The organism is Gemmatimonadaceae bacterium, from assembly GCA_036273715.1.
In the GTDB taxonomy this organism is placed as follows: Bacteria; Gemmatimonadota; Gemmatimonadetes; order Gemmatimonadales; family Gemmatimonadaceae; genus JADGGM01.
Map to the genome: position 1 here is coordinate 161,792 of DASUHB010000072.1, position 12,375 is coordinate 174,166.

General features: G+C 67.7%; 11 protein-coding genes. 8 read left to right on the forward strand and 3 right to left on the reverse strand.

All coding sequences use genetic code 11. The annotated features are described in order from the left end of the window. Positions 1-23: 23 nt before the first annotated feature. Positions 24-893: an NAD(P)-dependent methylenetetrahydromethanopterin dehydrogenase gene (locus VFW04_17775; GenBank protein HEX5181185.1), complete on the reverse strand. Its 870-nt coding sequence runs from the start codon at positions 891-893 to the stop codon at positions 24-26. Positions 894-1,006: 113 nt separating this feature from the next. Further along, the gene (gene fae / locus VFW04_17780) at positions 1,007-1,519 is read right to left on the reverse strand and encodes a formaldehyde-activating enzyme (protein HEX5181186.1); all 513 of its coding nucleotides are present in this window, start codon (positions 1,517-1,519) and stop codon (positions 1,007-1,009) included. Positions 1,520-1,760: 241 nt separating this feature from the next. Between fae and VFW04_17785 the strand changes: the two genes are divergently transcribed. The 4 genes from VFW04_17785 to VFW04_17800 all read left to right on the forward strand — a co-directional run bounded on the left by VFW04_17785 (position 1,761) and on the right by VFW04_17800 (position 5,993). Beyond that, on the forward strand, positions 1,761-3,080 hold the full coding sequence (locus VFW04_17785) for a pitrilysin family protein (protein HEX5181187.1): 1,320 nt from the start codon (positions 1,761-1,763) through the stop codon (positions 3,078-3,080). Continuing rightward, positions 3,077-4,483, forward strand: a complete 1,407-nt coding sequence (locus VFW04_17790; protein ID HEX5181188.1) for a pitrilysin family protein — start codon at positions 3,077-3,079, stop codon at positions 4,481-4,483. Before VFW04_17785 ends, VFW04_17790 begins: the two co-directional genes overlap by 4 nt. A 3-nt stretch (positions 4,484-4,486) precedes the next feature. Then, positions 4,487-5,038, forward strand: coding sequence for an NUDIX hydrolase (locus VFW04_17795; GenBank protein ID HEX5181189.1), 552 nt, complete (start codon positions 4,487-4,489; stop codon positions 5,036-5,038). Between the two features lie 319 nt (positions 5,039-5,357). Then, the gene (locus tag VFW04_17800) at positions 5,358-5,993 is read left to right on the forward strand and encodes a sigma-70 family RNA polymerase sigma factor (GenBank protein HEX5181190.1); all 636 of its coding nucleotides are present in this window, start codon (positions 5,358-5,360) and stop codon (positions 5,991-5,993) included. A 66-nt stretch (positions 5,994-6,059) separates the two neighbouring features. Here VFW04_17800 and VFW04_17805 read toward each other — a convergent pair whose 3' ends face one another. Next, the gene (locus VFW04_17805; protein HEX5181191.1) at positions 6,060-6,710 is read right to left on the reverse strand and encodes a hypothetical protein; all 651 of its coding nucleotides are present in this window, start codon (positions 6,708-6,710) and stop codon (positions 6,060-6,062) included. A gap of 418 nt (positions 6,711-7,128) precedes the next feature. On the opposite strand from VFW04_17805, the gene VFW04_17810 reads away from it, so the two are divergent. From VFW04_17810 to mutS, 4 genes are read left to right on the forward strand one after another with little or no spacing between them, the layout of a single operon-like run. Continuing rightward, positions 7,129-7,653: a zf-HC2 domain-containing protein gene (locus tag VFW04_17810; protein HEX5181192.1), complete on the forward strand. Its 525-nt coding sequence runs from the start codon at positions 7,129-7,131 to the stop codon at positions 7,651-7,653. A 27-nt stretch (positions 7,654-7,680) separates the two neighbouring features. Beyond that, entirely contained in the window at positions 7,681-8,769 is a 1,089-nt protein-coding gene (holA, locus tag VFW04_17815; protein HEX5181193.1) for a DNA polymerase III subunit delta, read from the forward strand. A gap of 17 nt (positions 8,770-8,786) precedes the next feature. Further along, on the forward strand, positions 8,787-9,782 hold the full coding sequence (locus VFW04_17820; GenBank protein HEX5181194.1) for an SPOR domain-containing protein: 996 nt from the start codon (positions 8,787-8,789) through the stop codon (positions 9,780-9,782). Further along, a complete protein-coding gene (gene mutS, locus VFW04_17825; GenBank protein ID HEX5181195.1) occupies positions 9,779-12,373 on the forward strand; it encodes a DNA mismatch repair protein MutS in 2,595 nt (864 codons plus the stop codon). The genes VFW04_17820 and mutS overlap by 4 nt, the downstream gene beginning before the upstream one ends. Positions 12,374-12,375 lie beyond the last annotated feature (2 nt).

Sequence of the window (12,375 nt, forward strand, 5' to 3'; positions counted from 1 at the left end):
CGGTCGCGACGCTCGCTCGTCCGTTAGGCCTGGAGGCCCGCGGCGAGCTCGGCGATGGTCTCGGCGTCGAGGACGGTGTCGTTCTGCTCGAACAGGCGCGCGATGCAGGCCTTGTGCACTTTCATCTTGAAGCCGCCCACGCCGATGGCGCCGAAGGCCGTCACGCCGCCGCGGTCCTTGCCGTCGTCGTTCACTTCGATGCCCTCGATTCCTAACGGCGGCACGGCGTTGAGGTCGCACGCCACCGTCAGGCCCCGGTGCGCGGACCACGCATCGCGCGGCACGAGCAGCACGCCCGCCGGTCCCGTGTTGAGGAGAATCTCCGGCTTGACGGCATCGAGGACGCGAGCGGCTTCGGACGCGTCGTGCATGCAGACCATCGCGACCGTGCCGCCGAACCGGGACGCGATGCCCGAGCGCGCTTTTTCGCCCTCCTCTTCGCGCCGCGATGTGATCGTGACTAACGCACCGGCCTTGGCGAGCAGTCCCGCCGCGCGCGCGCCCACGGGACCCGTGCCGGCGGTGACCAGCACTTTCTTTCCGCGCACGTCGCGCGCCGCGCGCGTGATCTTGATGACGGCGGCAACCGCAGTCGTGTTGGAGCCGTTCGAGTCGAGCATCATCGACACCTTGAACGGTCCGAAGAGCGATTTCTGCGCGGCGGCGAGCAAGGCTTCGCCGGCGGACATGTCGCTGCCGCCGATGAACACGGCGGTGTTGTGCAGATCCTTGGGGCCGCGGGTGAAGATGCACCCGTGAATGAGATCTCGAACATCGGCCGCCGCCACGCCGCCGCGCTGCATCACCGCATCCGCGCCCGCGTCGTAGGCGACAACTTCGTCGAACGCGCTGGGCAGCTGATTCGAATCGATCTGAAGCAGAAGTTTTTTCATGCGGGCACCCATCGATGAACACGGGGCGCCGCTGAGCGCCCCGTGTGTCGTGTTCGTACCAGCTCGCGAGGACCGCGTGCGCAGCGATGCGCGCGCGCGGCCCAGGCCTGCAATTAGCCTTCCGCGCCGCTGGCGAAGGGGTGACGGGCCGTCTTCTCGCCGGCGATCACGTCGTCGATCCGCGGCTGTCCTTTGAGCGCGCGCTCGAGCGCCTGCTTGGTCGCCCGGTAGTTGAAGTCGAAGATTTTCTTGTCGTCCTTCGCGTCCCAGTGGATGAACACGCCCACGAGGATGCAATAGTCATCGACCTTGTCGCGCGGAATGACACCTGACGATACGGAGTCGACCACGGCGCGGGCCACAGCGGCTTGCGCGGGTCCGAACATCTGCACCGCCTGCTTCGCGCCCTTGATCGTGACCTTGTTGAACAGGATGGTGTCGGGCTTGGCCGCGAGATTCGGCGTGACGACGGCGAGCAGGCTCGTGAACCCGTCCTTGTTGTTCGACAGCGCGTTGACAAACGCCTGCCCCGCATGTCCCGACTTGGAGCCGATGATGAGATCGATGTGCGCCACCTCGTTCCCGTCGCCGATCAGGGATTCACCGATATAGAATTCCGCTGCCATGGGACCCACCTCCGTACCAAAGTGGTTGAAGACCGCACACGCGACCGCGTGGAAGAAATCGCGACGGAGCCACGCACGTCCCCTCCACCGACACCATGAGGCGCGCCGCGGGGACGCGCCTCACACGGGGTCTAGGGGATCGTGAACATGACGCCCCCTCCAGATCATGTCAAGCAGGAGAGCGCGAGCGTGCGCGCGCGTCGGGGTTTCCCGTCTCCACCACGTCGTGCAAGTTTCGCATATGCGCATTCCGATCGAGAGCTATCGTCTGTCCAACGGCCTCGTCGTCACGCTGTCGGAGGATCATCGGGCGCCCATCGTCGCCGTGAACCTGTGGTACCGCGTCGGATCGGCCAATGAACGCCTCGGGCGAACGGGATTCGCCCACCTGTTCGAACACATGTTGTTCCAGGGCTCGGAGCACGTCGAGGCCAATGAGCACTTCGAGCTCATCCAGCGGGCGGGTGGCACGCTCAACGGTTCCACGTGGCTGGATCGAACGAACTACTACGAAACTGTTCCGTCAAACGAGCTCGCGCTGGCACTGTGGTTGGAAGCAGACCGCATGGGCGCGCTGCTGCCCGCAATGACGCAGCAGAAGCTCGACACGCAGCGCGACGTGGTGAAGAACGAGCGGCGCTGGAGCATGGACAACCAGCCGTACGGAACGTGGTCCGAGCGCCTTCCCGCTCTCACGTATCCGCCGACGCATCCGTTCCATCACTCGCTCATCGGCTCGATGGAAGATTTGTCGGCGGCGAGCCTCGAGGACATCGCGCAGTTCTTCTCAACGTTCTATCGGCCCGACAACGCGGTGTTGTCCATCGCCGGCGATTTCGAGCCGGCGCAGGCGCGTGCGCTGGTGGAGCAGTACTTCGGTGCGATCCCGCGCGGGGCGTCGCCCATTCCGCCGCTCGCGGACATGACGCTCCCGCCCCGCTTCGGTGCGACGCATCGCGAAGTGGTGCCGGACACGGTGATGGTGCCGCGGCTGTTCCTTGCGTTCCGGGCGCCGGTCTTCGGGAGCGATGAATACTACGCCGGCAGCGTGTTAGGCGCCATCCTGGGACTCGGCAAGTCGAGCCGGCTGGAACGCGTGTTGGTGCGCGAGCGCGAAATCGCGAGCGAGGCGACGGCGTTCACGTTCGATCTGTCGCAGGGCGCCGACTTGTTGGTGATCGATGCGACGGCGCGCCCCGAAGTGTCGAGCGATACGCTCGAAGCCGAGGTCACGCAGGTGGTCGACGCGGTGCGTCGCGACGGCGTGACGCGCGCCGAGGTCGAGCGCGCGATCGCGCTCATCGAGACGTCGTTCGTGACGTCGCTGCAATCGGCGGGTGAACGGGCCGACAAACTCTCGATGTTCGCGGCGATGTTCGACGACCCGCGCCTGCTCAACGAGCAGACGGACCGCTATCGCGCGGTGACGGCGGAGCGCGTAAACGCGTTCGCGCGCGAACGGTTAGGCACGGACAACCGCGCGGTCCTGCTCTACGTGCCGAGGCACGGCGAGGAAGGCGAGCCCGACGAAGCCGAGGCGGCCAGCGGAGCGGCGCGGTGAAGCACGCGTCGATTGCGTTAGGCGGAAAGGCCGCGGCCCCGCCGCGACCGGCCGCGGCGGCGCCCAAGCCCTACCGCTTTCCGCGCTTCGAAATCGTGACGCTCGACAACGGGCTCCGCGTGATCGTCGCGCCCGTGCGCACGCTGCCGGTCGTGACGGCGCTGCTGCTCGTCGACGCCGGCGCGTCCACCGAGCCGGCCGGCCGCGATGGCGTGGCGAATCTCACCGCGCGCGGGCTCCTCGAGGGAACCATGCACCGCGACGGCAACGCGCTCACCGAGCAATTCGAGCGGTTGGGCGCGAGCGTGTTCTCCGGCGCGGACTGGGACACCGCGAACGCCGGCGTGACGGTGCTGCGCGAACACGTCGAACCGGCCATCGCACTCCTCGGCGAGCTGGCGCTCACGCCGTCGTTTCCCGAGCGCGACATCGCGCGGCTGCGCGCCGAGCGACTCGCGGATCTGCTCCAGATGCGCACGGAGCCGCGCGGCCTGGCCGACGAGATGTTTGCCCGCTTCGTGTACGACCCGTTCTCCCGCTACGCGCGGCCGGAAGAAGGCGGATCCGACACCGTGTCCACGCTGACCCGGGATGATGTGCGGCGGTTCTACACCGAGCGCTATCGGCCGCGCGGATCGACGTTCGTGCTCGTCGGAGACGTGAGCGTCGATGAAGGTGTGTCGATCGCGACGCGCACGTTCGGCGGCTGGGACGGTGTCGTGTCGCCGATTGCGCCGCCTGCCGATGCGCCGGCGCGCCGGACCCGCGCCGTGCACCTCGTGCGCAAGGAGGATGCGCCGCAGTCGGAGCTCCGCGTTGGGCACGTCGGACTGCCGCGCCGGCACCCGGAATATTTTCGGGTGATGGTGATGAACGCTGTGTTAGGCGGGCTGTTCTCGTCGCGCATCAACCTGAACCTGCGCGAAGCGCACGCCTATACGTACGGAGCGTTCTCCGGCTTCGCCTGGCGGCGCGGCGCCGGGCCGTTCGTCGTGTCGACCGCCGTCGAGAACGATGTCACCGCGGACGCGGCGCGCGAAATACTGTTGGAGATCGATCGTATTCGCGCCGCACCCATTTCCGCCGACGAATTGTCGCTGGCCACGAGCTACCTGGGCGGCGTCTTTCCGATCAAATACGAAACGACGGACGCCATCGCCCGCGCGCTTGCCGCGCTCGCCGCCTATGACCTGCCCGTCGATTACTTCGACACGTATCGCGACGCGGTGCGCGCCGTGAGCACCGCCGACGTGCTGGACGCTGCCCAACGCTACCTGCATCCAGATGCGCTGCAGGTCGTGGTCGTCGGCGACGCGTCGCAAATCAGGGCGCCGCTCGCCGCGATGGAGCTGGGGCCAATGCTCGCGTACGGCGCCGACGGCGTGGAAATCTCCAAGGACTGACGCATGGCCGAACCCGGACAGGTCTCCACGACGCGACGCTACAGCGGCCACGTGGTCAACCTCGACGTCGACACGGTTCGCTTTCCCGATGGCTCGGTGGGCGAGCTCGAGATGGTTCGTCATCCCGGCGCGAGTCTCGTGCTGCCGTTCCTGAGCGATCCTGCCGGTGAAGACCCGCAGGTTCTGCTCATTCGCCAATACCGATATGCAGCCCGAGGCTTTGTCATCGAATGTCCGGCAGGACGGCTGGAGCCGGGCGAGTCGCCCGAAGCGTGTGCGCGCCGCGAGCTCCAGGAAGAAGCCGGGTGCACCGCCGAGCGGCTCGAGCACGTGTACACGTTCTACACGACGCCGGGCTTCACAGACGAGCGCATCCACGCGTTCATGGCGTCCGGTCTGTCGCGCGGCGAAGCGCGCCTGGAAGCCGATGAGTTCGTCGAGACGGTGTCCGTGTCACTCTCGCGAGCGCTCGCGATGGTGCGCGAAAGCGAGATCGTGGACGCCAAAACCGCGCTGACGCTGCTGTATGTGGCCGGTTTCCGTCTGGGCGCCTGACGGCAACTCTTCGCGGCGTTGGTTGGTCAAACCAAGCGTGCTCGTGCGGCGCACTACTACCCCACAGCCGGCGAACGTGTCCCATGGTATCGGGCTTTTCGTCTCAGAAAGTAGACACGACGACAGGGCACGACCTGTCTCACCACTCACGGCAGCGATCATGCAAGTCTTTGTATAAGAGTAACTTAGACGTTATTCAGTTGAAGCGGTTCGGCGGGCACGCGGCATGCTTTTTCGAGTGACGGACAGAATGTGTGCACGGCCGCTTGGCGCTTCGTCTCTCGGAGAGCGCGAACCCTTCAATGATTGGGGAGCAGCAATGGCTGACGTTGCACTGAGGCACGCGATCGAGTCGCCGGTTCCGGTTCGTGAGCGACTCCATGCTCTGGATGACTCGGCGCTGGTAACCGAGTTCCTGAGCGGCGAGGAGCGCGCCTTCCAGGTGCTGGTCGAACGCTACCAGACCCGGCTGCTCAACTTCATTTATCGCACCATCGGGGACCGCGAGCGCGCTGAAGATCTCGTCCAAGAGGTCTTCATCCGGGTGTACCGGCACCTACATCGGTTCGATCGCTCGAAGAAGTTCTCGACGTGGGTTTACACCATTGCGTCGAACCTGGCGAAGAACGAGTTGCGCAACCGCTCGCGGAGTCCGCTGGTGTTCTTCCAAACGATTCGGAAGAACTGGCAGGACGATGACCGGCCGCTGCAATTCGAGGATCACGTATCACGGCCCGACGACCTCTATCGCAAGCGGCATCTGCGTGAGCTGGTCGAGAGCTCGGTGGCGCAGCTGCCCGAGCATCATCGGCAGGTGTTCATTCTTCGCGAGCTCGAGGGCAAGTCCTACGAGGAGATTGCCGAAATCACGGGCTGCAATCTGGGGACGGTGAAGTCACGGTTGAATCGCGCGCGCAACGCATTTGCGGCGATCATCGAGCCGGCGCTGCGGTAGCGTTCGGAGTGGGTGGGGAGCGCAGCGGGCGGGGCCATCATCGGCTCCGCCCGTTGCGTTTGATGCTCAACTGACGAGGCCGAACAGCCGCGCCGCGATGGTCGACCCGTTGAGCAGCACCGCCGCGCCGATGCCCAACATCGCAATCAGGGTCAGCGTTTGCGGATTGTGGCCGCTCAGGCCCAGAATGCCTAACACGACGGCGCCGACGCCCACCAGGAGATCCGATCCCGTGGCGACGTAAGGCGCGTGTTCGAGCATGCCGCGCGAGCCGCTGACGACTTCCGACCGCATGAGCGATTCGACCCGTGCTGCCGAGCCGCCGACCATGAGCAGCGCGCCGCCGAGCACGATCGCCGCGACGGGCAGGAGCGTGAGCGCGCTCACGCCGATGAGCGCGAGGATGCCTAACACAACCCCGGCGACTGCGGCGAGCGCCTCCATCCGCATCCCGCGTTCGCCTTCGTGGCGCTCGTAGACGAGGTCGTTGGTGCGTAGCGTCTTTCCATAGTGGGTCGCCAGCGCGCTTCCGGCTACCGCCAGTGCGACGCCGACGGCAATCGTCGACACCGCGGCGAAGACGCCGGACAACACGCCGATCAGGCCCAGAATGGCCAGCACGACTGCGATCGCTCCGGTGATCGACTCGGTGGCCGCGGCACTCTCGGCCTCGTGAACGACTGCGTGTTCGTGCGACACGCCGATTGGGGTGCTCATACGATCCCTCCTTGCGCGCGCCCGCACGGTCGGGAGCTCGGCAGGAGATGTCGTTGGCAGCGGACATCGGGGCGACTGGGTTGCATCGCCAACTCCGGCCGAAATGGGGCCGTCGCGCATTGCATTTACAGTGTTCGCCGCGATCGCCACGGCTTCAGCGAGCGCGACGTTTCCCAGCAAGCGGCCTCAGTCACGCGGCCGCGCGGCTCGCCCTGTCGGCGGCGCGCCGCATTCTCATAGCGGCTGCATTTCTCGCACCCCGTAGATCCACAATTGGGGGTTTCCGCTGGAAGCCGAGGCTTCGGTTAGGGCCTCTTCCGGGGGCTCAATTCCGCCTCCATGCTTGGTGCCGGAACCCCGCTAGTGCACTCGGGTATCCCATGCCAGTCGTGAGGGAACGGGGAGGTTGGCCGCGTCTATGATGTGTCGCGAGTTTCGAGATTTACATCCGGCGTTTCTGGATGATACGCTGTCGGCGCACGACGTCGTCGAGATGCAATTGCATCTCACGGAATGTGCGCGGTGCTCGCGTTACGACACCGTGATGCGCCGTGGGTTGCTGGTGCTGCGCAATTTGCCCGCGGTCGAGCCGTCGGCGGATTTTCTCGATCGATTGAATAAAAAGCTGGTAGCGGCTCGAGAGGTCGACGCCCGAGCGGAGGTGTTCCGCGGTCCGGGCGTCGGATCGTTTTTGGCGACCGCGGCGAGCGTCGTCGTCGTGGGCTTTCTCGCGGCCATAGTGTTCGACGTCGCCAAACCTGCGCGCGATCTGCGTCTGCCACCCGTCGTTGCGGTGCGTCCGCCGATGGCGCCGAGCGCGCCGCCGGCCGGCGTCAACTCGGCGTTCGTTGCATCGGCATCGATGGGTCTTCCCGTCTGGCCTGCCGCGATGATGGCGGAACAAGCGCAAGAGCACTTCGCGGCGGAGGAACTGGGACGGTAGCAGGCCGCGCGCGTTATATTCGCCGCTATGCCGGACGATCGCGCGTTCTATAAGTCTCTCGCCTCGCGCTCCTTCGAGCGCGCATACAGCATTCACGGCGAGGAAGAGTTTCTGAAGGATGCCGCGGTGCGGCAGCTTCTGGCTGCGGCGCTCGATCCGGCAACCCGCGATTTCAATCTGGACATTCGAGACGCAGCATGGGTGGACGCCGAGGCGCTCGCGTCGCTGCTGGCGACTCCGCCGATGATGGCGGAGCGTCGCGTGGTGCTCATCCGCGATGCGGCATCGCTGCGCAAGGATGCGCGTGCGGTGGTGGACCGGTTTCTCGAGCAGGGCGCGTCCAAGGACGCTGCGTCCGACATCATCCTCGTGCTGGTCTTCGGTCCAGCGGACCGCGGCAAGCCGGATCGCGCGCTGGTGCAGCGGACGTTTTCTCTCGAGACGGAACCGTTGACGGGGAATCGCGTGCCGAAGTGGATCGTGCACCACGCGAGTTCCGTGTTAGGCGTGCTGGTCACCGACGCGGCGGCGGCGCTGCTGTTCGAGCACGCGGGCAACGATCTCGGTGCGCTGGCGGGGGAGCTCGACAAGCTGGCCAGCTATACCAACGGCGGCGCGATCGACGAGGCCGCGGTCTCGGCGGTGGTGGGCGTGCGGCGCGGCGAGACGTTAGGCGATCTCCTGGATTCGGTGGGGCGGCGCAATGCGCCGCGCGCCCTGGCGCTCCTGGGGCACGTGCTCGACCAGCCGAAGGTGTCCGCGGTGCAGATCGTCATGGCGCTGACCACACAGACGCAGGCGTTGGCGTGGGGGCGTGCGATGCGCGCCCGCGGCACGTCGGCGGGTCGGCTCTCGGGCGAATACTACGAGTTGCTCAAGAGCGCGGGCGGCGCGTACACGGGACGTCCGTGGGGCGAGGCGGTGAAATCGTGGGCATCATCCATCGACGCGTGGGACGATGCCGCGCTCGACCACGCCATGGAGGCATTGCTGGCTGCCGACATCGCGCTCAAAGAAACGCGGGTGTCGGCGGACGAAGAGATCCTGGCGCGACTCGTGTTGTCGATGTGCGCGGTGGACGAGCGTGCGGCGCGACGGCGCGCCGCCGTCGCCTAACTTCTGCTCCGAGCGTCATGACGATACGCTGGATCGTGGGTCTCATGCTGCTGGCGCCGGCGGCTCTGTGCGGGCAGAGCACTGATACGGTGCCCGCGGACTCGGTGCACGCGGATACCGCGGCGGTCGGCAGTACGCGTCCAACGTCCGTGCATGCCGATTCGGTGCCCGCGGACGCTGCGCGCAGCGACTCGACGGGCGGCGACACGATCTTCCGCGCCGCGCAGCGACTTGCCGCAGAAGGTCGCGGTGATTCCGCGCGCGCTCTCGTTGGCCAGAGGCTCGATTCGGCGCGACCCGGGTCGGCCGAGTACGTGAACGCGTTGTATTGGCGTGCCGTAGTAGCGGCGACGGCGGCGGACGCCGAGCGCGATCTTCGCACGATCATCGTGACCTACCCGGCCTCGGCGCGCAGCGCCGACGCCTTGATGCGGCTGGCCCAGCTCGAACTGGCGCGCGGTGACCGCGATCAGGCGGTGGCGCATCTGCAGCGGATCGTGGTCGAACACCCGGAGAGTCCCAATCGCGGGCGCGCGGAGTTCTGGGTGGCGCGCACGCTGCTGGACGAGGGGAATCTGGCCACCGGCTGCGCCCGGTTGGCGGACGCCTCGCGCCTAACGCCACCGAGCGAGGTAGAGCTGGCGAATCAGATCGGATATCTGGGCCAGCGGTGCCAGGGCGTGGACACGACGGCCAAGGCGCAGGCGGCGCCCGCGCAATCGGCCGGCCAGCCGGCGCCGCGGGAGCCTAACGCAGCGCCGGCGGCAGCGACGGCAACGTCGGCCCGCGGGCGGTATACGGTCCAGGTGGCTGCGTTCTCCACGCTCGCGTCGGCCAGCGGATTGCGCGACGTCCTCGTGACGCGAGGCTATCCGGCGCGGGTGGTGGGGACCGCGAAGCCGTTCCGCGTGCGCGTCGGGCGGTACGCCACGCGCGCCGAGGCCGAGGCCGCGGCGCGGGCGCTGCGGGCCAGGAAGCTCAGCGCGTACGTCACCAGCGCGGAGACGCCGTGAGCGGCGAGACGGCCACGCCGTTGATGCAGCAGTACCGGGAGATCAAGGCGCGTCACCAGGATGCGATCCTGCTCTTTCGGATGGGCGACTTCTACGAGATGTTCTACGAGGACGCCGAGCTCGGCTCCCGCGCCCTGGGCCTAACGCTGACGAGCCGCAACAACGGCGGTGCCGCCGAAGTGCCGCTGGCGGGTGTGCCGGTGAAGTCGCTCAACGAGTATCTGCGCCGGCTCGTCGAGCAGGGCCATCGGGTGGCGATCTGCGAACAGGTCGAAGATCCGAAGCTGGCGAAGGGCATCGTGCGCCGTGAGGTGGTGGAGACCATCACGCCGGGCGCCGCATTCTCGGATGATCTGCTCGACGGTGCGCTCAACAACTATCTGTGCGCCGTGTTCGACAGCAAGGGCGCGATCGGTATCGCGGCCGCGGATCTGTCGACGGGCGAGCTGCGACTCATCCGATCGAACGCCGCCGATGCGGCGGCGGTCCTGGCGCGGCTCGCGCCGAGCGAGATTCTCGTGCCGCGCGGATCGCCCGCGGCCGCGCTGCGCGCGGCGTCGTCGCGCGATGAAGATGCGTTAGTCACCGAGCGGGAGGCGTGGGAGTTCGAGCCGGCGCTCGCATCGAGCGACCTCGCGCGCCAGTACGGCGTCGCGTCGCTGGAGGGGTTCGGCATCGGCGTAGACGACGCGCCGGCGGTGGGCGCCGCCGGAGCGCTCGTGCGCTACCTCAGGGAGCTGCAGCCGTCGGGGCTGCCGCACCTCGCGGCGCCGATCGTCGAGCGCGACGGCGCCTCGATGCCGCTCGACGACATGACGCGCCGCAATCTCGAGTTGGTGGAATCGTTGCGCGGCGGCGGGGCCGCGGGCACGCTGCTCGCCGTGTTGGACCGCACGACGACGCCGATGGGCGCGCGGCTGCTGCGCCAGTGGCTGCTCGCGCCGCTGGCCCAACGCGACGCGATCGACGCACGACTGGATGCGGTGGCCGCGCTCGCATCGGACGCGCTGGCGCGCGCGGCGCTCCGCAGCGCGCTCGACGGCGTGCGCGACGTGGAGCGTCTGGCGGGGAAAGCCGCGGCGGCCCGCGCGACGCCGCGCGAGGTTGGTGCGTTAGGCGGATCGCTCGGTGCGCTGCCGGCCGTCGAGCAGGCCGCGCGGCGCGTCGCCGCCTCGGCGCTGGTGGCGGACATGCTCGCACGCTGGGATTCGTGCGCGGACCTCGCCTCGGACATCGCGGCCACGCTCGTCGATGACCCGCCTGCGGCCGTCGGCGAAGAGCGCGCCATTCGCGATGGGGTCGACCTCGAGCTCGATGAGCTGCGCGCGCTGCGCGACGGCAGCAAGGACGCCATCGCGCGCATCCAGACGGCCGAGCGCGAGCGCACCGGCATCGCGTCGCTCAAGGTCGGCTACAACAAAGTGTTCGGCTACTACATCGCGATCACGAACGCCAATCGGCACCTCGTTCCGGAGCATTATCAGCGGCGGCAGACGCTGGCCGGCGAAGAGCGCTACGTGACGCCTGAGCTCAAGGAATACGAGGAGAAAGTGTTGACGGCGTCGGAGCGGCTCGAGGTGCGGGAGCGCGCGCTGTTCGACGCCCTGCGTGCGCGGGCGGGCGCAGAGGTGTCGCGCCTGCAGCGCGCCGCGGGGCTCGTGGCCGCGCTCGACGTGCTTGCCGCGCTGGCGGAGGTCGCCGAGCGGGAAGGGTACGTTAGGCCGACGATGAGCGATGACTTCGGCCTCGAGATCGTGGCCGGCCGCCATCCGGTGGTCGAGCGGATGATGCCGCGCGACAAGTTCATTCCGAATGACCTGTCACTCGACGAACAGGCCCGCGTCATCATCCTCACCGGGCCGAACATGGCGGGCAAGTCCACCATTCTGCGGCAGATCGGCCTGATCGTGCTCATGGCACAGATGGGCAGCTTCGTGCCCGCGTCGCGCGCGCGGATCGGCATCGCCGACCGCGTGTTCACGCGCGTCGGAGCAAGCGACAACCTGGTGCGCGGGCAGTCGACGTTCATGGTCGAGATGGCCGAGACGAGCGCGATCCTGCACACGGCGACGCGCCGCAGTCTGGTGCTGCTGGACGAGATCGGTCGCGGCACGTCCACGTACGACGGCGTGTCGATCGCGTGGGCGGTGAGCGAGCACCTGCACGATCGCGTGGGTTGCAAGACGGTGTTCGCGACGCACTACCACGAGCTGACGCAGCTCGCCGAGGAATTAGTAGCAGTTCGTAACTATAACGTGCTGGTGCGCGAGATCGGCGACCAGGTGCTGTTTCTGCACACGCTGGCGCGGGGAGGCGCCGACCGGTCGTACGGCATCGAGGTCGGGCGGCTGGCGGGTTTGCCGCCGGTGGTGCTCGCCCGCGCGCGCGACGTGTTGCAGCGGCTCGAGGGAGGCCACCTCGTCGTCGCGCGCCGCGGTGCAGCGCCGGCCGAGCAGCTCGCGTTGTTCACCGAGGCGCCGCACCCCGCGCTCGAGATGTTGCGCGGCATCGAGCCCGACGACCTGACGCCGCGCCAGGCGCTCGACCGCCTGGCCGAGCTCGTCGAGGCGGTCCGCCGGCCCACGGCCTAACG